The organism is Clostridium sardiniense (assembly GCF_050584765.1).
Lineage (GTDB): Bacteria > Bacillota > Clostridia > Clostridiales > Clostridiaceae > Clostridium > Clostridium sardiniense_A.
This window is the reverse complement of sequence record NZ_JBNOOR010000002.1, coordinates 409,284-434,577: the sequence shown is the minus strand read 5'-3', so window position 1 is coordinate 434,577 and position 25,294 is coordinate 409,284. Positions and strand designations below refer to the sequence as shown.

General features: G+C 27.0%; 33 protein-coding genes. 23 read left to right on the top strand and 10 right to left on the bottom strand.

The features are described 5' to 3' along the window. Positions 1–380: 380 nt before the first annotated feature. The 5 genes from speD to ACQPUW_RS11780 all read left to right on the top strand — a co-directional run bounded on the left by speD (position 381) and on the right by ACQPUW_RS11780 (position 5,219). On the top strand, positions 381–1,208 hold the full coding sequence (speD, locus tag ACQPUW_RS11800; RefSeq protein WP_430837698.1) for an adenosylmethionine decarboxylase: 828 nt from the start codon (positions 381–383) through the stop codon (positions 1,206–1,208). A gap of 19 nt (positions 1,209–1,227) precedes the next feature. Then, complete coding sequence (locus ACQPUW_RS11795; RefSeq protein ID WP_430837697.1) at positions 1,228–2,682, top strand: aminotransferase class I/II-fold pyridoxal phosphate-dependent enzyme; 1,455 nt, start codon at positions 1,228–1,230, stop codon at positions 2,680–2,682. 12 nt (positions 2,683–2,694) lie between these two features. Beyond that, positions 2,695–3,549, top strand: coding sequence for a polyamine aminopropyltransferase (speE, locus tag ACQPUW_RS11790; RefSeq protein WP_430837696.1), 855 nt, complete (start codon positions 2,695–2,697; stop codon positions 3,547–3,549). Continuing rightward, positions 3,536–4,390 (top strand): agmatinase, encoded by an 855-nt coding sequence (gene speB, locus ACQPUW_RS11785; protein ID WP_430837695.1) that lies wholly within the window; start codon positions 3,536–3,538, stop codon positions 4,388–4,390. Before speE ends, speB begins: the two co-directional genes overlap by 14 nt. A 292-nt stretch (positions 4,391–4,682) precedes the next feature. Beyond that, positions 4,683–5,219, top strand: a complete 537-nt coding sequence (locus tag ACQPUW_RS11780; RefSeq protein WP_430837694.1) for a hypothetical protein — start codon at positions 4,683–4,685, stop codon at positions 5,217–5,219. A 162-nt stretch (positions 5,220–5,381) separates the two neighbouring features. Here ACQPUW_RS11780 and ACQPUW_RS11775 read toward each other — a convergent pair whose 3' ends face one another. After that, positions 5,382–5,777, bottom strand: coding sequence for an RrF2 family transcriptional regulator (locus ACQPUW_RS11775; RefSeq protein WP_430837693.1), 396 nt, complete (start codon positions 5,775–5,777; stop codon positions 5,382–5,384). Between the two features lie 202 nt (positions 5,778–5,979). On the opposite strand from ACQPUW_RS11775, the gene ACQPUW_RS11770 reads away from it, so the two are divergent. After that, a complete protein-coding gene (locus tag ACQPUW_RS11770; RefSeq protein ID WP_430837692.1) occupies positions 5,980–6,420 on the top strand; it encodes a globin domain-containing protein in 441 nt (146 codons plus the stop codon). Positions 6,421–6,514: 94 nt separating this feature from the next. Here ACQPUW_RS11770 and ACQPUW_RS11765 read toward each other — a convergent pair whose 3' ends face one another. After that, positions 6,515–6,790, bottom strand: a complete 276-nt coding sequence (locus ACQPUW_RS11765; RefSeq protein WP_430837691.1) for a hypothetical protein — start codon at positions 6,788–6,790, stop codon at positions 6,515–6,517. A gap of 206 nt (positions 6,791–6,996) precedes the next feature. Between ACQPUW_RS11765 and ACQPUW_RS11760 the strand changes: the two genes are divergently transcribed. After that, positions 6,997–7,407 (top strand): universal stress protein, encoded by a 411-nt coding sequence (locus tag ACQPUW_RS11760; RefSeq protein ID WP_430837690.1) that lies wholly within the window; start codon positions 6,997–6,999, stop codon positions 7,405–7,407. Between the two features lie 529 nt (positions 7,408–7,936). Here ACQPUW_RS11760 and ACQPUW_RS11755 read toward each other — a convergent pair. After that, complete coding sequence (locus ACQPUW_RS11755; RefSeq protein WP_430837689.1) at positions 7,937–8,113, bottom strand: hypothetical protein; 177 nt, start codon at positions 8,111–8,113, stop codon at positions 7,937–7,939. Positions 8,114–8,255: 142 nt separating this feature from the next. Here ACQPUW_RS11755 and ACQPUW_RS11750 point away from each other — a divergent pair, with 142 nt between their 5' ends. Further along, positions 8,256–8,666, top strand: a complete 411-nt coding sequence (locus ACQPUW_RS11750) for a universal stress protein (protein ID WP_430837688.1) — start codon at positions 8,256–8,258, stop codon at positions 8,664–8,666. A 275-nt stretch (positions 8,667–8,941) separates the two neighbouring features. Here the strand turns inward: ACQPUW_RS11750 and ACQPUW_RS11745 are convergent, their stop codons facing one another. From ACQPUW_RS11745 to ACQPUW_RS11730, 4 genes are all read right to left on the bottom strand, one after another. Next, complete coding sequence (locus ACQPUW_RS11745) at positions 8,942–9,481, bottom strand: NUDIX domain-containing protein (protein ID WP_430837687.1); 540 nt, start codon at positions 9,479–9,481, stop codon at positions 8,942–8,944. A gap of 25 nt (positions 9,482–9,506) precedes the next feature. Next, on the bottom strand, positions 9,507–9,899 hold the full coding sequence (locus ACQPUW_RS11740) for a hypothetical protein (protein ID WP_430837686.1): 393 nt from the start codon (positions 9,897–9,899) through the stop codon (positions 9,507–9,509). Between the two features lie 34 nt (positions 9,900–9,933). Continuing rightward, on the bottom strand, positions 9,934–10,554 hold the full coding sequence (gene yqeK, locus ACQPUW_RS11735) for a bis(5'-nucleosyl)-tetraphosphatase (symmetrical) YqeK (protein WP_430837685.1): 621 nt from the start codon (positions 10,552–10,554) through the stop codon (positions 9,934–9,936). 169 nt (positions 10,555–10,723) lie between these two features. Beyond that, positions 10,724–10,966: a DUF4318 domain-containing protein gene (locus ACQPUW_RS11730; RefSeq protein ID WP_430837684.1), complete on the bottom strand. Its 243-nt coding sequence runs from the start codon at positions 10,964–10,966 to the stop codon at positions 10,724–10,726. A 407-nt stretch (positions 10,967–11,373) separates the two neighbouring features. On the opposite strand from ACQPUW_RS11730, the gene ACQPUW_RS11725 reads away from it, so the two are divergent. The 8 genes from ACQPUW_RS11725 (at position 11,374) to ACQPUW_RS11690 (ending at position 16,467) form a co-directional block, all read left to right on the top strand. Then, positions 11,374–11,934 carry a sigma-70 family RNA polymerase sigma factor gene (locus ACQPUW_RS11725; protein WP_430837683.1) on the top strand — a complete coding sequence of 187 codons (561 nt, stop codon included), beginning with the start codon at positions 11,374–11,376 and terminating at the stop codon, positions 11,932–11,934. Continuing rightward, positions 11,927–12,562 carry a hypothetical protein gene (locus ACQPUW_RS11720; protein ID WP_430837682.1) on the top strand — a complete coding sequence of 212 codons (636 nt, stop codon included), beginning with the start codon at positions 11,927–11,929 and terminating at the stop codon, positions 12,560–12,562. Before ACQPUW_RS11725 ends, ACQPUW_RS11720 begins: the two co-directional genes overlap by 8 nt. A gap of 278 nt (positions 12,563–12,840) precedes the next feature. After that, a complete protein-coding gene (locus ACQPUW_RS11715) occupies positions 12,841–13,239 on the top strand; it encodes a DUF5684 domain-containing protein (RefSeq protein WP_430837681.1) in 399 nt (132 codons plus the stop codon). A 161-nt stretch (positions 13,240–13,400) separates the two neighbouring features. Next, on the top strand, positions 13,401–13,781 hold the full coding sequence (locus tag ACQPUW_RS11710; RefSeq protein WP_430837680.1) for a hypothetical protein: 381 nt from the start codon (positions 13,401–13,403) through the stop codon (positions 13,779–13,781). A gap of 314 nt (positions 13,782–14,095) precedes the next feature. Further along, a complete protein-coding gene (locus ACQPUW_RS11705) occupies positions 14,096–14,329 on the top strand; it encodes a hypothetical protein (protein WP_430837679.1) in 234 nt (77 codons plus the stop codon). Between the two features lie 201 nt (positions 14,330–14,530). Then, positions 14,531–14,824, top strand: coding sequence for a hypothetical protein (locus ACQPUW_RS11700; protein WP_430837678.1), 294 nt, complete (start codon positions 14,531–14,533; stop codon positions 14,822–14,824). A gap of 177 nt (positions 14,825–15,001) precedes the next feature. Beyond that, positions 15,002–15,322, top strand: a complete 321-nt coding sequence (locus ACQPUW_RS11695) for a hypothetical protein (RefSeq protein WP_430837677.1) — start codon at positions 15,002–15,004, stop codon at positions 15,320–15,322. Between the two features lie 551 nt (positions 15,323–15,873). After that, positions 15,874–16,467 carry a hypothetical protein gene (locus ACQPUW_RS11690; protein WP_430837676.1) on the top strand — a complete coding sequence of 198 codons (594 nt, stop codon included), beginning with the start codon at positions 15,874–15,876 and terminating at the stop codon, positions 16,465–16,467. 197 nt (positions 16,468–16,664) lie between these two features. Here the strand turns inward: ACQPUW_RS11690 and ACQPUW_RS11685 are convergent, their stop codons facing one another. Next, positions 16,665–16,835, bottom strand: coding sequence for a hypothetical protein (locus ACQPUW_RS11685; protein ID WP_430837675.1), 171 nt, complete (start codon positions 16,833–16,835; stop codon positions 16,665–16,667). Between the two features lie 184 nt (positions 16,836–17,019). On the opposite strand from ACQPUW_RS11685, the gene ACQPUW_RS11680 reads away from it, so the two are divergent. Both ACQPUW_RS11680 and ACQPUW_RS11675 read left to right on the top strand, forming a co-directional pair. Further along, positions 17,020–17,820: a conserved phage C-terminal domain-containing protein gene (locus ACQPUW_RS11680; RefSeq protein ID WP_430837674.1), complete on the top strand. Its 801-nt coding sequence runs from the start codon at positions 17,020–17,022 to the stop codon at positions 17,818–17,820. Positions 17,821–17,867: 47 nt separating this feature from the next. Then, entirely contained in the window at positions 17,868–19,154 is a 1,287-nt protein-coding gene (locus ACQPUW_RS11675) for a replicative DNA helicase (RefSeq protein ID WP_430837673.1), read from the top strand. Positions 19,155–19,702: 548 nt separating this feature from the next. Here the strand turns inward: ACQPUW_RS11675 and ACQPUW_RS11670 are convergent. Further along, positions 19,703–20,161 (bottom strand): DUF6773 family protein, encoded by a 459-nt coding sequence (locus tag ACQPUW_RS11670; RefSeq protein WP_430837672.1) that lies wholly within the window; start codon positions 20,159–20,161, stop codon positions 19,703–19,705. Further along, complete coding sequence (locus ACQPUW_RS11665; RefSeq protein ID WP_430837671.1) at positions 20,161–20,358, bottom strand: helix-turn-helix transcriptional regulator; 198 nt, start codon at positions 20,356–20,358, stop codon at positions 20,161–20,163. The genes ACQPUW_RS11670 and ACQPUW_RS11665 overlap by 1 nt, the downstream gene beginning before the upstream one ends. A gap of 334 nt (positions 20,359–20,692) precedes the next feature. Between ACQPUW_RS11665 and ACQPUW_RS11660 the strand changes: the two genes are divergently transcribed. The 5 genes from ACQPUW_RS11660 (at position 20,693) to ACQPUW_RS11640 (ending at position 25,202) form a co-directional block, all read left to right on the top strand. After that, a complete protein-coding gene (locus ACQPUW_RS11660; protein WP_430837670.1) occupies positions 20,693–20,911 on the top strand; it encodes a DUF1659 domain-containing protein in 219 nt (72 codons plus the stop codon). Between the two features lie 127 nt (positions 20,912–21,038). After that, entirely contained in the window at positions 21,039–21,260 is a 222-nt protein-coding gene (locus ACQPUW_RS11655) for a DUF2922 domain-containing protein (RefSeq protein WP_430837669.1), read from the top strand. A gap of 299 nt (positions 21,261–21,559) precedes the next feature. Continuing rightward, on the top strand, positions 21,560–23,275 hold the full coding sequence (locus tag ACQPUW_RS11650) for an immunoglobulin-like domain-containing protein (RefSeq protein ID WP_430837668.1): 1,716 nt from the start codon (positions 21,560–21,562) through the stop codon (positions 23,273–23,275). 566 nt (positions 23,276–23,841) lie between these two features. Beyond that, a complete protein-coding gene (locus tag ACQPUW_RS11645) occupies positions 23,842–24,162 on the top strand; it encodes a bacteriocin immunity protein (protein ID WP_430837667.1) in 321 nt (106 codons plus the stop codon). A gap of 308 nt (positions 24,163–24,470) precedes the next feature. Next, positions 24,471–25,202 (top strand): GntR family transcriptional regulator, encoded by a 732-nt coding sequence (locus ACQPUW_RS11640; RefSeq protein WP_430837666.1) that lies wholly within the window; start codon positions 24,471–24,473, stop codon positions 25,200–25,202. Positions 25,203–25,294: the final 92 nt, after the last annotated feature.

The following is a 25,294-nucleotide window of genomic DNA, read 5'->3' as shown; positions in this document are numbered from 1 at the left end:
TTTAATATTATAAAACAGTATAAATTTAGTACTTTAAAGTAATAAAATAAGATGTGAATATTAATTCAATATATTGTTAACAAAATATTAACAATTTGATTATCAAAATAAATTTTAAATTTCTGTTTTTTACTTTTACAGGAAATAAGGGACTAGGCATAAGTTATATCAATGGTTAAGTAAATTTAAGTGATAATATCATCTTGTTTAGTAATACTAAATTTTTTATTTAGTATTTGTTTAACAAAAGATAATATATTGAAAAAATGTAATAAAATTATATATATGGAAGTTTATAGTGATAGAAAAAAGAAAAATTGTAATATATAATAAATCCGAAAATTCGAAAAACCTGAAATTTAGCTAAATATCAAAGAGTAATGAGAAGAGGTGTGTATGCAGTGAGTGAAAAAATAAAACTTTATGGATTTAACAATCTAACAAAAACATTAAGCTTTAACATCTATGATGTTTGTTATGCAAAGACAGAAAGAGAAAAAGAAGATTATATTAAATATATAGATGAGCAATACAATTCAGAGCGTTTAACAAAAATATTATGTGATGTAACAGAAACGATTGGGGCCCATGTATTAAATATTTCAAGACAAGATTATGAGCCGCAAGGAGCTAGTGTTAATATCCTTATTACAGAAGAGGCGTTACCAATTGCTAATATTGATCCATCTTGCAACAAGGGAGAACTTTCATACGTGGATTTAAGAGATAGTATAGTGGGTCACTTAGATAAGAGCCACCTTACTGTGCATACATATCCAGAGTTTCATCCAAACAATGACATTATTTCTTTTAGAGTTGATATTGACGTTTCCACTTGTGGAATGATATCTCCACTAAATGCACTAGATTATTTAATAAATAGTTTTGATTCAGATGTAATCACTATGGATTATAGAGTTCGTGGATTTACAAGAGATGTTGATGGACGCAAGTGTTATATAGATCACGAGATGAAGACAATACAAGATTTTATAGATGATGATATATTAAAGCGTTATGATGCTATGGATGTAAATATGTATCAATCAAACATATTCCATACAAAAATGATGGTTAAAGATATTAAATTAGATAATTACTTATTCAATTCAGATCCATATGAATTATCACCACATGATAGAAGAGACATAAGAGATAGACTAACTAAAGAGATGATAGAAATTTATTGTGGAGTGAATGTTTATTAAGAAAGGGGTTGAGTTTTTTTTGAAGAAATTATCTCAAAGTAATGCCCCAATATATGAGGCACTAAAGTGGTATAGAAATCAGAGAATAGTTCCTTTTGATGTACCAGGGCACAAGCAAGGTAGAGGAAATAAAGAGCTTAGAGAGTTTTTAGGAGAAGATTGTTTATCTGTTGATGTAAATTCTATGAAGCCTTTAGATAATCTTTGCCATCCAACATCAGTAATTAAAGATGCTGAAAGTTTAGCAGCAGAAGCTTTTGGTGCAGATAGAGCATTCTTTATGGTAAATGGAACAACATCAGCAGTTCAAGCTATGATTATGAGTGTTTGTAAAGAGGGAGATAAGATTATAATCCCAAGAAATGTTCATAGGTCAGCTATTAATACTTTAATAATATCTGGAATAAAGCCAGTTTATATTAATCCTGGAACACATGAAAAAACAGGTATTTCACTTGGAATGTCTATAAAGGATATAGAAAAAACAATACTAGAGAATAAGGATGCTAAAGCTATTTTTGTTAACAATCCAACTTATTATGGGATTTGTTCACCACTTAAAGAAATAGTTAAATTAGCTCATGCATATGGCATGTATGTATTAGCTGATGAAGCACATGGAACACATTTTTATTTTGATAAAAATCTTCCACCATCAGCTATGGAAGCTGGTGCAGATATGGCAGCTGTTAGTATACATAAGACAGGAGGTTCTTTAACTCAAAGTTCAATTCTGCTTATGAAGTGCAATAATATAAATCCTGATTATGTAAGGACAGTTATAAATTTAACTCAGACAACAAGTGCATCTTATCTTTTATTATCATCTTTAGATATTGCAAGAAAGAATCTTGCAACTAATGGTGAAAAGATTTTTGAAGATATAGTTGAACTTGCAGAGTATGCAAGAAACGAAATAAATAAAATTGGAGGCTACTATGCTTTCTCAAAAGAAATTGTAAATGGTGATAATATTTATGATTTTGATATAACTAAATTAACTATAAATACTTTAAATGTAGGATTAGCTGGAATAGAAGTTTATGACATATTAAGAGATGACTATGGAATACAGATAGAACTTGGAGATACAGCAAATATTCTAGCTATAATATCAGTTGGTGATACAAAGTATAACATAGAAAGACTTGTATCAGCTTTAAGTGAGATTAAGAGAATCCACAAGAAGGAAGGGATTTTTATATTTGATCATGAGTATATAAATCCAATAGTTAAGGTTACTCCAAAGGAAGCATTTTATGCAGATAAGAAGAGCATTCCTCTTAAGGAGAGCGAAGGCAAGATAACAGGCGAATTTGTTATGTGTTATCCACCTGGAATACCAATATTAGCACCAGGGGAGCTTATAACGAAGGAAGCAATTGAGTGTATAGAGTATTCAAAATCAAAGGGAAGTTTAATAACTGGCCCTCAAGATATGAATATTGAATATATAAAGGTTTTAACTGATTAAGGAGGTATGAAAATGGAATTATGGTACACAGAAGAACATACAGATAAGGTTAGATTTTCAATAAAGGTTGAGGAGCAATTATTTAAGGGACAAAGTGATTTTCAAAGAATAGATGTTTTTAAATCACAAGAATTTGGAACTTTCTTCACATTAGATGGACTTATGATGGTAACAGAAAAGGATGAATTTATTTATCACGACATGATAGTTCACGTTCCTATGGCAACAAATCCTAATATAAAAAATGTATTAGTAATTGGAGCTGGAGATGGTGGAACTGTAAGAGAGCTTACAAGATATAAATCAATTGAAAAGATAGATATGGTTGAAATTGATAAGATGGTAGTTGATGTATGCAAGGAATATTTACCTCAAACTGCTTCAAAGCTTGATGATGAGAGAGTAACTTTATACTTTGAAGATGGATTAAAGTTTGTAAGAACAGTAGAAGATAAGTATGACTTAATAATTGTTGATTCAACTGACCCATTTGGACCAGGAGAAGGATTATTTACAAAAGAATTCTATGGAAACTGCTTTAAGGCTCTTAAAGAAGATGGAATTTTAGTAAATCAACATGAAAGTCCATATTATGAAGCTTATGCAAAATCAATGAAGAGAGCTCATAAGAGAATAAAAGAGTCATTCCCAATATGTAGAGTATATCAAGCACATATTCCAACATATCCTTCAGGACATTGGTTATTTGGATTTGCATCAAAGAAATATGATCCTATAAATAGTGAAAGAGTAGAAGAGTGGAACAACTTAGGATTAAAGACTAAGTACTATAATACAGAACTTCATAAAGCTTCATTTGCTCTTCCAAACTATGTAAAGGAAATGTTAGAAAATGCAAATGAATAAGAATGTTAGTACATTTATAGGCTGTGAATCAGAATATGATGAATCAAGTGTTGTAGTATTTGGAGCACCATTTGATTCAACTACATCTTTTAGACCAGGTACAAGATTTGCAAGCCAAACTATGAGACTTGAATCTTGGGGACTAGAAAGTTATAGTCCATATCAAGATGCAGACCTTTATGATATGAATATATTTGATGGTGGAGATTTGGAATTACCTTTTGGTAATACAAAAGAGTCACTTAAATGTATAGAAGAGTTTGCAACTAAAGTAGTAGAAAACTCTAAGATTCCAGCTATGATTGGAGGAGAGCATTTAGTAACACTTGGTGCATTTAGGGGAGTATTTAAGAAATATCCTGATGTTCATGTAATACATTTTGATGCTCATGCAGATTTAAGAGATAGCTATTTAGATCAAAAGTTATCTCATGCAACAGTTCTTCATAGAGTTTGGGACTTAGTTGGAGATAATAAGATATTCCAATTTGGAATACGCTCAGGGGATAGAGAGGAATTCCTTTGGGGAAAAGATCATGTATTTACAAATAAATTTAACTGTGACAACTTAGAGTATGCAATTGAGAAAGTTAAAGATCATCCAGTCTATGTAACTATAGATTTAGATGTACTAGACCCATCAGTATTTCCTGGAACAGGAACACCAGAACCAGGAGGAATAGAGTTTAATACCTTACTAAATTCTATTTTAAAGCTTAAAGGATTAAATATTGTTGGTTTTGATATTAATGAATTATCACCACAATATGATCAGGCAGGAGTATCAACTGCTGTTGCATGTAAGGTACTTAGAGAGATGTTACTTATAACAAATAAGTAATTTAAGAGAGTTTAAATATATTTTAATTGATTGAATTTCTAAATAAGAAGCTAGAGAGAGGTAGCAATCTTTCTAGCTTCTTTTAATTTATTATAGGGATGAATTGAAAGTTATTTTTATTATGTAAAATTAGAAAAATGATTAGTAAAACATATATACAATTAATACTTCAGCTAAAAGATTAAATTTATTATCCTTTTTTGAAAACTTATTGTTAAATCCCAATTTACTTAATTTTATTATTATATAATGAAGAAAAGATAGTAAAAATTAAATATAGGGGGAGTTTAAAGTGAAGATATTAAACAGGAAAATATTTATAATAATTGGAGCAATAGTTTTATCACTTGCATTTGTTGGCTGTGGGAACGACATGGTTACAAAGTCACTAAATGAAGCAAAACAAGATATAAATAATAAAGATTATGCAAAGGCAATGGATGCTTTGCAAATAGTAATAGACCAGGATAGCAATAATAAGGAAGCAAATGATCTTATGCAAATACTAGGAAATTATAATGGAGCAGTAATTCACTATAAAGATAAAGAATATAAGGCTGCTGAAAAGGAACTTAATGAAATAACAGCAGATTATAGTAACCTTGCTATTAAAGGTGATATAGATGAATTAAAGAGTGAGATTGCATTCCAAGAAAGTAAGACAAAGGTTGTAGATGAATATATAAATAAAGCAACTACATTGGTAAAGCAAAAGAAATATAAAGAAGCTGAAGCTGAGATAAAGAAAATAGATGTAAATTCACCAAGTAAAAAGCAACTAGAAAAGATTAATACTTTAAATAAGACTATAAAAGAGAATATGAATTAAAAAGAAAGAGACTATAATGAGTGATTAAGTTATAGTCTCTTTTATTTTAAGTTCAATCATTTACTTTTATTTTGCGATATGCGAAATAAGATATTTATTTACATATATTAAGAAAAGTACAAATATAATAGTGCAGAATAATATGTAAAAAATCTACAACTACTATAATAAGTCTTGAAGAGAATACTTTGATAGCTCCTTTATAAAGGCATCTAAAGACTTTGATAGTACTCCATTCAATTTACAACCACTATTCATAAGGGGGCACACATCAGGTTTATCCATACATTCTACAATATTTAGATTATCCTCAGTTAGAATTAATATTTTTCCAAGATTAATTTTTTCAGGTTCTAATCCTAATTTTAGTCCACCACTTCTTCCTTTAATAGAAATTATATATTCAGTTTTTGCTAATTTATTTATAACCTTTTTTAAATGATGCTCTGAGATTTCTAATTCTACTGCTAATTTTCCTATAGTTAAATTTTGATCCTGATTCTTAGCTAAAAAAATTAATGACCTAAAAGCATAATCTGTAAACTTTGATAATTGCATATTATATCTCCTAATAAAATCTTATAAATAATTCTAGCAAAAAAACTATATTATGAAAAGAATTCAAATTTATATTATTTTAATGTGCATTTTACTTGCACCTTTTATTTATATATGATATATTGAGTGCATAAAATAATAATAATTATTAATTGATAATTATTGATGATTAAAACTTTTTAAAATAGAGGAGAAATATATTATGATAGATTCAAAAACAATAGAAATTATTAAAAGTACAGTTCCAGCACTAAAGGAACACGGAGTTGAAATTACAAAAACTTTCTACAAGAGAATGTTTGAAAATAATCCTGAAGTAATGCCTTTATTTAATATGGATAGACAAGCTTCTGGAGAACAACCTAAAGCTTTAGCAATGACAATATTAGCCGCAGCTCAAAATGTAGATAACTTAGAATCTATAATGCCTGTAGTAAATAAGATAGGTGAAAGACACTGTGATTGCAATATTAAGCCTGAGCATTATCCTATAGTTGGCAAAAATCTTTTAATAGCAATTAAAGAAGTATTAGGTGATGCTGCAACAGATGAAGTAATTGAAGCTTGGGGTAAAACATATGGTGTTATTGCTGAAGTGTTTATAAATGTAGAAAAAGAAATCTACAAATCAAGAATGCAATAAAAATAGATTAATTTAAAAGTGCACCCCATTAAGTGGATTGTAATCTACTTAATGGGGTGCACTTTATTTACACTCTCTTTTAGTGTGATATATTTTATCTTGAGCCAATTTTATCTAAAGTAACAGATTCTATTGAAGAACTCTCTATAGTCGGAAGTTCGATAATATTAATATTACCTTCATTATAGTTAGGAGAACTCTTACTTAAAATATTATCAGATTCATTATTAGCATCTTCATTAGTTGTATACTTATGATTTTCAAAAGAACTATCTATAATATATCTATAAGATGTATTAATTGCTTGAGGTTCCAGACTTAAAAATGAATTAAAAAATAAAATGGAACCTAGTAAAATTATTGATTTCAAAATAATCACTCCTTAATAAAATACATATTTATTATTATGTATTATATATATTCTTCTGTATTTAAAATATTCAATTTAAAATATTAAATTTAAAATCAGAGTCGAGTAAAATATCATACTATATATAAAGATAGTTCTTTTTTAGATTTATAAAAATAATATTAAATAAATCTAGAATTACTGTGTATTTAAGGTAGGTGGTTTTTATGAAGAAAAAAGTATTAATACCACTAGATGGAAGTAATAGAGATTTAATTTCATTAAACTTCCTAAAAGAAAATTTTGATTCTAAAGATACAGAGGTACTATTATTAAATGTAGGTGATATAGTTTATTCCCATGGAATTGTTGTATCACATTTAATTTCAATGGAGGAAGAAAAGGCAGTTAGGACATTAGAAAGAGCTTATGAACTTTTAAAGGACTATGATTGCACTAAGGAATTCCAATTTGGATATGTAGATAAAACTATAGTTGAATGCTCCATTGATTATGAGATTGATATTATAATCATGACTAAGGATGCTAGAAAGATATATATACCTTTCATGGGTTCTGTTAATTGTAAAGTAGTTAAAAAAGCAAAGTGTATAGTAATAGTATTGCCACAAGTTTAGAATAAGTTATTAGTTTAAATATTTGGTGAGGTAGCTAAGATTCTAGCTACCTCATTATAATGAAAATATATTATATTTAAGCCAGTAAGATTTAAGTTCCTACTGGCTTTGTTTATATTATTTACTTAACTCTTATATATTCTACTTATATAACAATTTAATTACAATTATTTATAGCAATATATACAATTCCTAAAATAATTGTTAATAAAGAAATTACTAATATTATATTGCCTAATTTTTTTAAAGATTGATGTTTTCTATAGCTTAGAGCAATATAAAATAAACAAGTATATAAATATATAGTTACTACTATTTTGGTAAAAGTATTTATATTAACTATAACTCCCGCAAGAATAGTTAATATAAATATTATATGAGGTTTATTTTTAAAGAATTTATCTCCATAAATAGACTTTATATTGTATATATTTTTAAAACAAGCAATAAACATAATTATTATTAAAATTAATATTATTATTATAAATACCCTATTTAAATCTAACATATCTATAAAGGCAAGCTACTTCTAATTACTTTTTAATTTTTTTATTATAGATTTAGTTTTAAATTCAATTAACAACTCTAAACCTAAGGCGATTAATATTATTTTTAATATATGAAGTTCAGGAAATAATATTGATAAAATAAGTCCACTAATAAAAGGCACAGCAGCAAATTCAATAAATTTTTTGAATGTATTCATTTTAGAATCCCCCTTTTTATTTTTACAAATATATTACCATTTTTATATTGTTAAGTAAATAAATTACATATAAATATTTCTAAAGTTAGAAGGAAATAGTAAGTAGCTATAGAATTATAACTATAAAAGGAAGGTGATTTTTGTGAAGAAAAAAGTATTACTACCGCTTGATGGAAGTGATAGAGATTTAATTGCAGTAAACTTCCTAAAGGAGAATTTTAAGCCACAAGAAACAGAGGTCATATTACTAAATGTAGGGGAAATAGTTTATGCTCATGGTATTGTTGTGTCACACTTAATAGGTTCAGAAAAAGAACATGGTGGGAGAGTATTACAAAGAGCTTATGAACTTTTAAAAGACTTTAATTGTACTAAGGAATTTCAATTTGGATATGCAGATAAGGTTATAGGTGATTACGCTATTGATCTGAATGTTGATAGTATAATTATGGCGAAGAATACTAAAAAGAAATTTGTGCCATTTATTGGTTCAGTAACTTCTAAAGTTCTTAAAAAGTCAAAGTGTACAGTAATAGTATTACCACAGATTTAGAGGGAACTATTAATTAGATTTAGAGTGACTTATTAATTAAATTTAGAATGAGATATTAATCAAGTATAGAATAAGTTATTAATGAAATATAAGAAGAGGTAGTTAAAAATTTTAACTACCTCATTATTTTATAATTTTTTATTTGTTAAGTTCAAAGAACAATATTATATATTTTGAAATTATGTTTATGCCTTTTTAAAATTATGTTTATGGTTTTTTATTATTAAGATAATCCTATTTATATTTTATAGAATCAAAATTATATCTAATAATCTTTAAGATACTTTAGTGTTTTTTATTAAATCAAAGTTATCTTTAATTGCTTTTAAGGCTAAAGTTTCTCTATAAACCCAAGGACTTATAGTGTTATTAGTAGAATTTAAGATATTTTCATTTGAAGAGATAGCTTCATCTAATGTAACCCAAACTGGATTAAAGCCAAGCTCCTTCTCATAAAGGTCTAACTTTTGAGACGTCTTTTCATGGGATACTTCACATAAGTAGTAGGATGAAACCATTTCAAATATATCACCTATTTTAAAATGATCTGGATGTCTTTCTATAATTAATCCAATATTATCTTTTACTTTAGTGACTATATATCCAGTTTCTTCTTTAACTTCTCTTTTTAATGTGTCTTCATGTATTTCATCTATAACAGCTCCACCACCTGGGAATTTATAATCACCATTATTAGAATGAACCATAAGGAGCTTATCATCTCTAAATATGATACCGCGAACAGCTTCTCTATAGTTTATATTTACTCTATTGTTATTTACCTCTGTTATCCCTAAGTTATAATTGAATACCATAAAATCCCTCCAAACAAAACTTAATCTATATAGTATGTGCTAATTTTATAGTATTATACCATTTATCGTATAAATTTTTCTTAACAAAATAAATTAATACACCACCTAGCAGGTTAAAAACTATATCCATAATATCAAATCTTCCAATTGGGAAAATAGTAGATATAAATTCAGCAACTATAAGCCCAAGGGTAGGTGCAGCTATAAGTATAAGCTCATCAGTTTTATTTTCACAAAAGGAGGTATCTTTAAAAATCATATATGCAGATAAAAATACAGGCATAATTAAACTAGGAAAAGAACCTGCAATAAAGAAATCAAACATACCTCTGCTATAGATATAAGGCTTATAGATAAATTCCATAATTAATAATATGGCTATAAGAATCATCATAAATATAAAACTTTTTTTCTTCATAAGTCACTTCCTTTTCAAATTAAACTAGTTAATATTATGTTATAAACAACACTTTTTCTAAATATTTTTTACTTTCTATTATCCATGAATGAGGATGTAAAATCATACCATTATCTATAATATAATTTATGTAAGATAGGCATGCTTTTTCTAAAGAAAGAGATAAATTTTTAATTACTACATCATAAAATGGGGGAGTTCCCTCTTGGTCCCATGAAAGTTTATCAGCGATAAAAAGAGCCATATCATATTGTGATGGATTGGGTTTTAGAGTTGTATGACACTCGATAGCAGATAATATAGTTTCATCTTCTATATTGAAAAAATTCTTTGCTAGTAATTTTGAAATTCTTTGATGTAAGATAAAAGGATATTTCCTTTCTGACTCATCAATAAATAAATTGTTTTCCATCATATAAGTTAGCATATCATTAGGATCGATTACTGCACTTATATCATGTAAATAGCCAGATATAACACATATACTTTTATCTAATCCATACTTTTCTGCTATTTCACTATTTGTATTAGCAACATTAATAACATGTTCTAAAGTTTTTTGTTTATTGTTTTCTGAAAGAAAGTTAGTTACATCAACTACTATATTACCAGTAATTTCTATAGTGTTAACATATTTATAATTATCTAAATTCATTGGTATACCTCACTATATAGAATATTTAAGTATCGTTTATATGTAATTATTTATTGTAGAAAACATTAGTGTAATGTATTATGATAAATACATTAATAGAGCTTAAAATTAAAACAAGGCAGACTTTTTATAACCACCTTGCTTTAGAAACTTACTAAGCTTTTAAAATTTATAATTCTTTAAAATCAAGAAACCAACCTGCTCGTCCTTTTTGAACAAGTTCGCATTTATAAGTGACATCATTTATAGATATTATTGCAGGTTTTGTTCTTTGAATAAATTCAAATTTAAAATCTTCTTTAGTACAGTATTTTTCGATTTCAATCAAAAATTCCTCTCTATCACTTGGCCTTTCATCTAATCCAGCATCAAAACCTTTTTTCAGAAGTTTAGCAAAAAATCCTTCACTCATAATAATATCTCCTTTTTATATCGTGATATATTATACAATAGGTTATTATATAACTTATTATATTGTGTTTATTATCTACTTTCAAGGGTTTATTGGAAAAAATACATAAAATTACCTTTGTATATTTATATTATGAAAGGTTTATAAGTATGTATACACATATAAGCATTATTGTCTAATAGAGACTATTATTATTCAGAATTTAGATATAAAATATATAGTAAATAAGAAAAAATTAACAAATATAATATATAATGAGCAATTTGTATTAAAGAATAACTTATACAAATTGCTCATTATATTTAGTATGAAATTTTTAATGGAATCTAGATTAATTTATAAAAAATGGTCAGAAGATAAATTGTTAAACGTCTATATAGTGTAAAGAAAAAGAGGGGAGAAATAATATGACTGAAGACAAGTTGATAGAAGGTATATTAAATAATGATGTTGAAGCCTTTAGCCATTTATTAGACACATATTCGGTTATAACTTTAAAGGTTATAAAAAGCATATTAAATAAGTCACATGAAGAAGATTTTATAGTGCAATGTTTTGATGATGTAATCTTAAAAGTGTGGAAAAGTATAGGGGATCACGATAGAAGTTGTGAATTAAAATACTGGATATGTACAATAGCTAAGAATAAAGCACTTGATTATAAAAGAAAATTAAATAAATGTTATGAGACGCAAGAGCTTAAAGATTTTGATATAAAGGATAAAAGTGCAGAGGAAGAATTCTTAATAAAAGAAGAAATGAAGATAGTACAGAAAGTTATGGATAGATTAAAGCCTAAAGAAAAGGAACTTTTTATAGATAAATTTATAATTGGACTAACTCAGGGGGAGCTGGAAAATAAATATATCGTAAATAGCAGTGTTATATATAAACGGGTAAGTAGGCTTCGGGAAAAGATTCGGAAAATAAAGGGTGATTTAGATAAGGAGGATAGCTGTTATGAGTAAAGATAATATGATAAGTAAAGAAGAGTTAGAGATGTATGAAAAAACTGAAATAAATGAAGAGTTAGTGGAAAAAGCTAAAAATAAAAGTAGTGATAGCTTTATGAGAGAAATGTTTAGAAAATCTCTTATACAATTAAAGAAGGAATTAGATGAAGATGAGAAGATAGTAGATTATGTCAGAGGCTTTAATAATGAGGCTAATGAAACAAGATTATTTATGTCATTTGTTATACCAGCCTTTTCAAATCCAATGTTCTTTAATTGGTCTGCAGCATCAGTTTTAGTAAAAACAAATAAGAGGTTATTTTTACTTGAAGTTGATATGTTTAATAAAACAACAAATAAGTTTGAAGTTAATAAGCGAGATTTTACAATTTATAAGGGTAAGAAATTAGCTACACTTATATTTAAAAGAGATGATGGTAAAGATTATAGTATACAATTTAATACAGAAAGAGTAGATAGATTTAAGAATTTATTAGAAGAGTATAATCTTAAAATAGTAAACAAGAAGTTTAAAAATTCTACAACTAGAATAAATAGTATACTATTTACAGTAGCTATTATTATGGTTATTGCAGTTATTATAAAATTGATAATTGTAGACTGTCTGCCTCTTATGAAGTAAATATAAAATTATAATAATTATATAGCTAAAATATATAGTAAATGAAATTATATAAATATCAGAAATTGTGGGCAATTTGTATTATATTATCAAAAGATACAAATTGTTCATTTTTGGTTTATGGAAAAATAAGAATTTTAATATAAAATATATCTTAAATAAAGAGCAGTATTAGTAAAGAGGGGAATAAATAAAGGCTAATATGGGCAAAAACCACATGAATAAAAATTAGTATATAGTAAGAAACTAATAGTATACAAAAGAGGGGAGAAATTATTATGATAGAAAATTTTGATTATGACATGTTTTATTCTACAAGCATTTTAGGAATCAGCTTTATCTTATTAGTTATAATGTATGTTATAAGTGCATATCCACTTTATAAAATGGCAAAAAAGGCAGATCTTAAAAATAAATGGGTTATGTGGATACCACTAATTAATACATTTAAACTATACAATTTAGCAGGAGTATCAGGATGGCTTGTATGGTTAACATTTATACCTTTTATAGGATGGGTTATAGCAATAATAGTTTTATATAAAGTATTTAGTAACTTTGGAGTAGGGCTTCTTGGAAGTATATTAGGGGTAGTATTTTCAGTAATAGGCTTCTGGTACTTAGCATTAAGTAGCAAAAAGTTCATTGCAGATATAAACCCAAAATATAGGGAATAATAGTTAATATTTATCTTTAAAAAATTCTGTATGCAAAACTACGTATGCAGAATTTTAACCTATTTGTAATTAATTTTAATCAGTTTGTAAAAGAATTATAATTTTAAAAGGATTATAATTAATTTAAATCAAACGGAAGATAACTAGAGAGGTGATTATATATGTTAAAAGAACAATTAATAAATGCATTATTATGGAATGAAAATGAAGCTGTAGTCAAGAGACTTGAAGAAGAGGCTAGCTTAAATGATATATTTGAAATGGACAATGGAAAAAGAGTTGCAAGAAAAGAAAATGAAAGCCTGGGAAATTACATAGATAGATGTACAACTCAATTAATGCGTAACTTTTCAAGAGAAAAATACATAATACTTAAAAATCTTTATAAAAGCTATAATGATTCAGGAGATAGTAATGTAGCAATATATGAATCACTTCCAGTTAAGAAATCAAAAATAGATTATAAAAAGAACGTAGCTTTAGGTGTAGGGGCATTAATTGCAGGGGTAGCTGCATTTAAATTATTTAAAAGAAAAAAATAGATGGTTAATATTTAAAATAAATACTAGTTAACATTTAAAATAAATGTTAGTCTACATATGAAAAATAGGGACTTAGATTATCTAATGGATAGAAATCTAAGTCCCTATTTTTGTAGAATGTTTTAATTAGATTTTGAAAGTATCTAGGTACAAGTATATTATAATACATTTTTATTGGATAATATAGTAAAAAAAGTTAAATTTGTATATAATATTACTATACTATAAAGAGAAGAATTTTATAAATTGCATATTTTATAGAGAAAATCTTATACTCATCAAATAAAGGGCTTTAAAATAGAAGGGATGTTTTTATGAATAATAAAGATATTAAATTACTTTATTCTGCTTTAGGGGCTTTCATGCTTGTATTGTTACAAACTACTGTATTTCAAAATGCTGTAATGTTTTTAAATCTTATTGGCATACCTTATTTAGGTGATATAGCATTAGTACTAATTAACATGTTATCTTGTGTAGGTGTTATTATTTTTATAATTTCATCTGTGAAGTTAATTAAGAATAATATTAAATTTAAAGGTGAATAATCAGTTGTTTTTAATACATTAAAGAGGAGAAAATATACCCTATTTAAGAATTGTTAAATATTAATATTATTCTTGAAGATAGCGTAATTTTAATAAAGAATACTAGAGATTTAATATATACTACATAAAAATAAATTTAAATAACATTAGAAAAAAGCTAAAGGTGGAGCATATATTTATGTATAAAGGAGGTGATGAAGTTTGGATCCAGTTAGAATTATTTTAGCTATAATTGTTATAGCATATTGTACTTATAAGCTAACTAAAAATAATTTAACTAAAGGAAGAAAAAAGTTACATGTATTTTGGATACTTTTATTTATCTATAGTATAACTTCATTTGGATTTATAATAAGACCAGAAAACTACACTGAAATAATGAATATACAATCTTATGGAGCTGTGAGATTTTTAAATGCGGCACTAATAATTTCAGCCGCATTATTAGGAGTTAATATTTTATTTGAGCGTTTTAGAAAAAAACGAATTGCTTAAAATTCTATTAGAAGATAGTAGTGGAAGTATAAAAAGTATTAATATTAGGACTATTAAACTAGCACATGATGATGAAAATCAAAAAAAGATTTAGTAAAGTAGAGAAGGGAAATCTACTTAATTAATATGTAATAATGAAAAGTAAGAATTGATACAAGGTGATGGAGAGGATTTATTATGAGTATGATAGTAGGTATAGCAAATATATTTTTAACTATAATATATTTAATTTATTCAATAATATGTAGTAAAAATAAGAAGTCAGTGCCTATTTATTTTAATTTAGACAATTATGAAATTATAGATAAAAAGACGTTTTATCTATATAATTTATTAGCTTCATTACTTTTATGTACATTAAGCATTACTATAGGAATATTAATATCACTTGAATCAATAGAAATATACTTTATAATACTAGTTCCTCTGTTACTGCATAGTATTAATCTTATATTTAAAATAATATGTATTAGTAAAAAAATTATAAGTAAAATATAAATTGATAAAAGGTGCTTAATAGAACTTAAGCACCTTTTATTTATAATATTAAATATAACTTGTATTTTCTTATAGCAATAAATATAAGTACTATCATAATTAGGAGTACATATATGCTGACTTTAGTCCTATATATAAGTTATATTTATTTAAGAATATGGCGAATAATAAAGTAAAGTGTAGTAAAACAAGCTCATTAAAAGGAAATTGGTAATGCCAAAGGATAAAGAAGGAATTTGTTAATAAAAGTCCTGAATTAAGCCCTTTGTGGTAATTAATATAGTCATTTGTATTTTTGATGAATAAAATTACAAAGAGTACATTAAATGTAAAATGAGTAAAAAGATTTTAAAAATAATCATAAAAAAATTTAAATAGTATCAATTTAATATAGTCTCCACTACACTATTATCAAAAAATATATATGTCAAAATTATGTATAAAAATTTAATACAGTTGAAAAAAACTTAGAAATATTATAAACTTATAATGAATTTGAATAATGTGTTAAATATATATTAAAACAAAAGAGTAAAAATTGGAGGAACGTAATGAGGGGGAAAAAGTTAATAATGTGTTTAGCCGCTGTAGTAGCTATAGGGGCAGCTGTCGCATGCACATCAAGGAACGAAATTGCTGAATTTACGAAAACTAATAATACTACCAATAAAAAATCTGATGAAGAAATCAGCACAAATAAAGATGTAATATCACAAATAAACATAGAAGAAAATTTAGAAGTAGTAGATAATAATACTTCTGATGATAATAGTAAGAGTGAAGATTTATCCAATGAGACCAAAGATGTGGTAGAGCAAATACAAGAAACTGAAGTTTTTGGACAAGTTACAGAGAAGCCTGTAATGGATGAAAAGAAAACTAATAAAATAGGTACATATGCAGAAGTCACTATAAAGGATAAATCAAAATTCACAGATGCGAATTTAATAAAGTTTTATAAAGATACTGTAGAGGATTCAAATTATAAATGGGTAACATTAAAATTATCCAATAAAAAAGGAATACAATTTACAGGGGAATCATTTATATTTAAGTACGGCACTTTAGATGATAATGGAAGAGTTATTGATATAGAGGGCAGTGGAAATATTATGGAAGATAAAATAGAATACCAAAAGAAATAAAAACTTTATAATAAAAGATTAGTATATAGTATTAAGCATATTATTCAAATTGGAGGATTTAAGATAAAAATTGTTATTAAACAAAGTTATCTTAAGTCCTTTTTTTATTTATAATCCTTTGTTAGATAAAATTGTTGATTTATTATCTAAAATAAGATTACCCATATAGGTAATCTTATTTTATTTGGATTTTTAAATTATTCTTGAGGATTATTTTTACATTTTTTGTCTGCATATATATTATCAAGTAATAAGACGCATAAAGCGCCAACTACTCCAGCACTTAATCCAAGACCTAGCACCTCAAATATTGCACCAAAAATTATTCCAAAACCTAGATATTTAAACCACTTACCGTTATCTCCCATAATTCCCGCCCTCATTAAATATAGATTCTTTTAAAATCACTTCATTTTAAATTATAACAATTTTTTCCTAATGGAGGCATATACTTTCTAAAAATTTTCTTTAAAAACTTTAAGAAATTTTTCTAGTAAATTTAATCTACTGCATATATACAAAATAAGAGAAGAAACTTTAGGGGGAATGGTTATGGGAATGCAAAACATATTAATTGGATACTCACAAGAGAAAGGAATAGAACTTGGACTAGATTTAAAGGACCTAGTAATACTTAGATTTATTTCTACTTTTATAATAAGTAAATCGCTATTTAAGAAAGAAATTGATGGACGTGACTTTTATTGGATAAAGACAAGCTACATTATAGAGAAGCTTCCAATGCTTAATATAAAGAGCAAAGATATGATGATGAGAAGAATAAAGAAATTAGTTAAAAGTAATCTTTTAGATTATAGATTAATGAAAGAAGGAGGCACATACACGCTTTATGCAATAGGAAGTGAGTATGAAAATTTATTTTTTAAAAAGGACAATGAGTCTTTGCGCCCAAAAGGAGACGATAAAAATTCCAATGGGGGATCCGAATTTGACACAAAAGCAGACGATGAAAAATCAGTACCAAAGAATACTAAAGATATAAATACTAAAGAAAAAGATAATAAAAAAATATATACAAAAAAGATTTGCAAGGAGGTTATAGATTTTCTAAATGAGAAGCTAGACACTAATTATAAAAGCACAACAAAGACGACAGTTAAGCTAATAGAGGGAAGGCTAGAGGAAGGATACACTGTAGATGATTTTAAAAAGGTTATTGAAAACAAGAAAAAATCATGGAAAGGCACTAAGTATGAGGCTTATTTAAGACCATCAACTCTCTTTAGGGAGAGTAAATTTGAGGAATATCTTAACGAGAAAGTATCTTCAAGGGTAAGTACGCAAGATGAGATATTTAAGGACATGTATAGTGAATTTGATTTTGATATTTAGTAAATTAAATTTAGAAGTTAGGGTTTAAAAGAAAAGGGGTTTTGGGTATGGAGATAAAAAATATTGAGGCAGAGGTAGAAGTTTTAGGCGCTATGATTTATAAAAATAGCGTTATACCAAAGTGCATTGAAAGTCTAAAAGAAGAAGATTTTTACTTAGATAAGCACAAGAGAATATATAGAGCAATAATCACACTTTATGGGGAGGGGAAGGATATATCCCTTATAACTTTAATTGAGGAGATTTCAAGAAAGGTGCTTGAAAAGTTTGGTGGAGTAAGTTACTTAACTGAACTTATGGGAACTGGAACAGTTGTAAATATTGATTCTTATATAGGCATATTAAAGGACAAAAGCTACAGGAGAAGGCTTATAAAGTGTTTGCATAATGGCATTAGAGAACTGCAAGATGAAACCTCAAATTTAAGAAAGATTACAAGTCAGATAGAGGTAGAGCTTATGGAGAATTATACTAGCAAGAGAAGTATGCTTAATGAAAATCAGCTATTTAGTATAACACTAGACCATATAGAGGAGAGATATGTAAGCGGTGGTGGAATTGCAGGAATGAAGACAGGCTTTATAAAGTTTGATAATGCAGTAAATGGTCTTCAAAAGGGAGAGCTTGCTATAATTGGTGGTAGACCTTCTATGGGAAAGACAGCAATGGCGCTTATTATTGCAGAAGGATTAGCTGATAATGGGAATACTGTTGGCATTTTTGAGATGGAGATGAATGAAGAGAGTATTGGTACAAGAAGGCTTGCAGCAAATGCTAATATTAAAGCTGATAAGATTAAAAAGGCTATTTTAAGTGAAGCAGAGCTACTTAAGATAACTGATGTATTTAATGAAGTATCAAAGAGAGGCAAGATATTTACAGATTGTACAAGTGGACAAGATATGTTAAATATAAGAGCCAAATCAGCAGCGCTAAAGATGGCAGAAGGCTTAGATGCGATTATAATAGATCACTTAGGACTTATGGATATGGGAAGGACAGATAATAGAACACAAGCTATAGGTGATGTAACTAGAGCACTTAAAATCCTTGCAAAGGAGCTTGATATTAATGTTATACTTCTATGCCAATTATCCAGAGCAGTAGAGCAAAGATCTTGTAGAAGACCAAGACTTTCAGACCTTAGAGAAAGTGGGAATATAGAGCAAGATGCAGACCTTGTAATATTTGTTTATAGAGATGCTTATTATGAAAAAAGTAGTGATGAGAAGGATATTATGGAGTGGATTATTTCAAAGCAGAGAAATGGAAGGACAGGAATATTAAAGTTTAGATATTTAGAGAGTTATCAAAGGATAGAGAATATAGTGTAGCAAAGTATAGAGCATATATAAAGTGTAGATTAGCAAAGTATTATAAGGTTTAGAAAGTATAGGTTAGCAAGCATGCTATAGAGTGTATAAGTATAGGTTAGCAAAGTATATTATAGAGAAGTATAGGTTAGAAAATAGAAAAGATAATATGAGGATTATAAAATAATTTATCCAAATAAGAAAACATAAGAGAAGAGGGTTTAATTAATATATATTAGTGATATAATGCAATTAAATACAATATTTGGATTGTATTTATTATGGTTTATAAAAGTCTAAGAGGATAATATGAGGAGGAGATTATTTATGATAAAACTTATAAGAGAACTAAGTAATAAGGGTATATTATTTAGAGAAAAAAGAAACAAGGTATTTAGAGACGAAAAGATTATAAAGTTATGGATTATGGGTGAAATGAAATAACAATTATATTTATTAGATTCAATTGGTTCGGTTTTGAGGTGCAGAAAAATTTTTCACAGTAAAATTCACAAGCACTTTCTCAACTAAATTCACAAAATAAAGGTCGAGCATCTGCCCGACTTTTATTAATTTAAATTATTCTCATCATTATTTAACTCTTCTTCAATTTTCTTCTGTTTTATTCTATTTAAATAATATAATAGAAAAGAAAACACTAAAAAGCAAATAGTAGTACATATAAATATAGAAGCAAGAGTAATAAAATCACTTATACCTGCTAATATAAAAAGCATAATACAGCATACTAATCCAGAAATAATAGCACCAATAATAATATTTTTCTTAGTCTTAGAGCTTGTAGGGTAAAGATTATTCCCTAATAAAATATTGCTAATTGCCACATAAATATTAATAACTATAACTCCTATAAATTCAACAGCGATTTGATGAAATGGAGCATTGAAAAGAAATTTTTGAACTACAATTGTTATTAATAAATAAACTGATAATAATTGAAAAGCATCACTTTGGACCTTTCTTTTTAATAATAAAGTTCTCTCATCCTGATTCTTTAAATTGCTCATTACAATTCCTCCCAAAATAAATCGTTTAAAGTTTTTTTTAATACTTTGCATATAGAAATACAAAGATTTAATGATGGATTATAATTTCCTGCTTCTATTAAACCTATTGTTTGTCTTGTTACTCCAACAGCTTTTGCTAAATCCTCTTGACTCATGTCATACTCAATCCGAGCTATTTTCATTCTTTTATTTCTCATAAAAACCTCCTTATATTACATATGATATTCCATTTATCCCCAAATGTTAACTATATATTGCATTTTGTAATAAATAAAATAGCTATACTGTATATATTTTTATAATATAGCTATTAATTCTTTAACTTTATTGTACTTTTCATTCATTCACTATTTTCTCCTTTTTTGCTTGTTGCTAAACAACCTTAGTTTTATAACGCCTGTTTTTTAACCATTTTACAAAACCAAAACCAAACCCGTTGTTATTATATTTGATCTACTATTTAAAAATAGTAGATTTTTTTTTAGTTTTTTTAGGCTAGTGCATATATGTAAAGTGAAGGGAGTGATAAGTATGATAACAAAAACAATTGACGAGGTAGTTTTAAAAATTACCTACAACAGAGGTAAGGACGATAAGGGGAAGGACATAATAAAATATCAAAGATTTAAGGATGTAAACTTAAATGTAAAAGATGAGGATCTACATGCAGTTGGGGTAGCTTTATCAGAAGTTGTAAACTATCCAGCAGTATCTGTAGAAAGAGAAGAATTTAGCCTATTATCAGAATAATTAAAGTTGTTTTGAATCTATCCTTAGAAATTATCAGAGTTTACTTTTATAAAAATTATGTTAAGTCTTTTAAGGATAGAGGCTGGATTAGAATTTAAATATTAAAAGATTAAGGGGGAGAAGGAATATGATACAAAAGTCATTAGTTATGAGTTTTAAGAATGAATTAGAAAAGAAGGTTAATATTACAGTTAAGGATGCAAAGGAAGATTTAGATAACACAGCTGTTAATGATCTAATGGATTTAATCATTTCAAAGGGTGTTTTTGAAACATCAGGTGGTGCATTAGTTGAAAAACTAGGTGCTGAAGTAATTACTAAAGAAACTACTGATATAGAAATAGTGTAGTAAATTATTAATAATAGTATAAGATCTCTTACAGACCAATAACTTTTTTATAAGAAGCAATATTTTCTCAAACAAATTTACTCAGAGTGCCTAGGAATAGGCACTCTTTTTTTGTATATTATTTGCTTAATTATTTTATACTCTACTATTTTTATATTTAAATGTAAACTTCAGGTTGATCATATAAATAAAATGTAAATATGATAAAAATTTCAATTAAAGGATGATGTTGGGTGGTAATATATATATATACGCATATATATATATGTATATATAAATTGTACCTAGGGGGAATAGAAATGAATAGAAAAAGAATAACATCTTTATTATTGGCAAGCGCAATGATATCATCATTAGCTATTAGTAATAACATTATTACTGCAAATGCTGATACATTAAATAATACAGAGGTTAGCCAAAATATATATAGTTCATCAAATAAGGGGATAACTTTATCAAGAGCAATTCTTAAGGATAAAAATGGAAATACAGTAGGGAGTACTAATACATTCGATATGTTAGATATAATCAATGTTTCTAATGGAAAATATGAAGTTATCACTCAATCAGGTCTAAAAGGATATTTAAATAAATCAGATTTTGAGATAGCTAATGATGGGTTGAATTCTAAATTAATTTCTCTAGATAAAAATAGTAGTGTAACTAATGTAGCTACAGTATTAAATTTAAGAGAGAAACCATCTACTAATTCTAGCATTTTAGATACTATGCCTAATGGAACTATTTTAAATATTGTTGGAAAGCAAGGCGATTGGTATAAAGTTAAGGTTAATAATAAAGAAGGTTTTGTTTATGGAATGTTTACTTCTGAATCAAATAAGGATATTAAAAAAACTCAAGATAACCAAAAAAATTCAAATGAAGATGTTAATACAACTGTAAAACATTCAAATAAAGTAGTTAAACTAACCAAAGCAAATAATGATAAAGGTCACGATACTACAACAGCTCCAAGCAAACCTTCAGCAATAAATAATAAGCCAGTTTTAACAGCTAATGATGTAGTTTTAACTGAAGGAGAGCACTTCGATACTGATATGTTACATGCAAGAGCTATGGATAAAGAAGATGGAAACATTACTGATTCTATAGTTATATTTGGTAGACCAAATACCTCTAAACCAGGAACTTATGAATTGAAATTAGAAGTAACAGACTCACAAGGAGCTTATACAGATAAGATTGTTAAGGTAACAGTTAAAGCTAAAGAAGTAAATCCACCTGATGTAGCTAATACTGCTCCAGTTATAACAGCTAATGATGTAGTGCTAAATAAAGGAGAATATTTCTCATTTGATATGTTACATGCACAAGCTATGGATAAGGAAGATGGAAACATTACTGATTCTATAGTTATGTTTGGTAGACCAGATACCTCTAAACCAGGAATTTATGAGTTGACATTAGAAGTAACAGACTCACAAGGAGCTTATACAGATAAGGTTGTTAAGGTAACAGTTAAAGGTAAAGAAGTAAATCCACCTGATGTAGCTAATACTGCTCCAGTTATAACAGCTAATGATGTTGTTCTAACTCAAGGAGAACAATTCGATACTGACATGTTACATGCAAGAGCTATGGATAAAGAAGATGGAGATTTAACTCATTCACTAGTTATATATGATATGCCAGACACATCTAAGCCAGGAGTTTATAAAGTAGGGTTAGAAGTGGTTGACTCTCAAGGAGCATGTACTGACAAGTTTGTTACAGTAACAGTTAAAGCTAAAGAAGTAAATCCACCTGATGTAGCTAATACTGCTCCAGTTATAACAGCTAATGATGTAGTGCTAAATAAAGGAGAATATTTCTCATTTGATATGTTACATGCACAAGCTATGGATAAGGAAGATGGAAATATTACTAATTCTATAGTTATGTTTGGTAGACCAGATACCTCTAAACCAGGAATTTATGAGTTGACATTAGAAGTAACAGACTCACAAGGAGCTTATACAGATAAGGTTGTTAAGGTAACAGTTAAAGATAAATAAGTAGTTCCACCTGCTGTAGTTAATACTGCTCCAGTTATAAGAGCTAACGATGGATTAGTAAATGCAATTCAAGATTTCTGCTAGGAAAAAGTAATAAAGAGAGTATGTTAAATAAAGTGGATCCTATCAAGGACAATTTTAAAAAGCGAGTTTGGGCTGCTAAAAGCTGATTTTTTTATTGAAAAAGAGTCAGCTTTTTTTGAATCCATTATAATAACTTTAATTTAAAATTTTTGATATTTATAAATTAAAAGTTATATATATATAAATGGAGAGCAAGAATTAATTTTAATTAAAAGAAACATAGTAGATTTATATCAAATACAAAAACTATTAAATAGAATAATATGAAAAAATTACGGATGACCAGTTATCAATGATTACTGGAGAGAATTGGGAAAACATTTGGTCAGTTGGACCAGGAATGTATCAATATAATACAATTACACACAAAATATCGCTGGATTAAAACAGAAAGTAACTTATCTTATATTTTAAAAGTTATTAGTAATGGTTGGGCAAGCTCTGCTGTGGGTGGATATTTTTGCAGAAAGTAGGTAATTAAATTGAGTAAAAAAGAAAAAATAATAGCAGAACAAAATTCTTTATTATCAAGAGTTTATGATTTAATTTTAAATACACAAACCCTTGATGATGAACGTTCTAAATTGATTGAATTTAAGAATGCGGTTGAAAGCGGAAAAGACTTTGAGCAACAAGCAATGAACTTAGCAGAAGCTTTACGACAACTAGCAGTTCGCAAGTTAAAGGATAAAGAAACACTTAGTTCAGAAGTTGGTAAATTTTATATGGACATTTCTACTACTGGATTACTTAAAAAGAATTTGGGTATTGGATTGACTGCAATTAGCTTTTTAGCTAAATAAAGAATTTACTTAGGATATTCTTTTATTGCTTGATCTAATTCATCACCTTTTACATTTGGTGTTGTTAATGTTAAGTTAAAGTATATTTAAGTGAAAAACTTTAGTATAATATTTTAAATTAAAGTTACTTTACAAAATAAACTATATATAACATTAATAAAAAATTACATAATATAATGAAAAAATACTCTAAAATAAATATAGTGTAGATAACCAATGATATGAAGTGGTTAATTGATTTAGCTTAGTATATGTAATTAAATTATGATAATATATAGTTAATATTATATAGAAAGGTATAGAGTTATATGAGCAAAATACAGTATAAATACCAAGCAATTGCAGATCAGATTAGGAATAAAATTATTAATGGTGAGTATAAAGAGAATCAAGTTATAGATGATGAGAAAACCTTAGCTAATAAATTTTCCTGTAGTAGAATGACAATGAAACAAGCAATGGATCAATTAGTTGCAGAGGGATATATAGTTAAATCAAGGGGAAGAGGAACTTTAGTTAAGCAACAATTCAAATCTTTAAAAGGTAATAAAAGATATTCAAATAAACCATCAACTTTTGGATTTAACAATACTTTTACTAATGATAACAAAAAATCAGAGGTAAAATTATTCGAAGTTATTATAGCAGAGGATAATATTGCAAATATTCTTCAAATAAAGAAAGGTAGTTTTGTTTATCATATTGAGAGGGTAAGATATTTAGATGATTTACCTGTTATATTTGAAACTATATATATGTCAATTGATAGAATAACGGGATTAACAGAAGAGATATTAAAAGGATCATTATATAAATACATAGAAAATGAATTGAATTTAAGGATATATAATGCAGACAAATTAATAAGAGCGGAAATAGCAGATGAAAAGGATAAAGAATTTTTAAACATTGCTGATGGAAGTACAGTAATCGAAGTTGAGCATGTAGTTTATGGTGATGATGCAATACCATTAGAATATGCTATTATTCATTATAGTGGAGATAAGTTTGAATTGCATTTAATAAGTAAAAAAGAATAGAGTACAAATAACTTTAAGCTAATGGTAAATCCATTAGCTTAAAATTTTGTTTAAAATATACATTTTTAAAATAAAAGACTAGACAATTATAA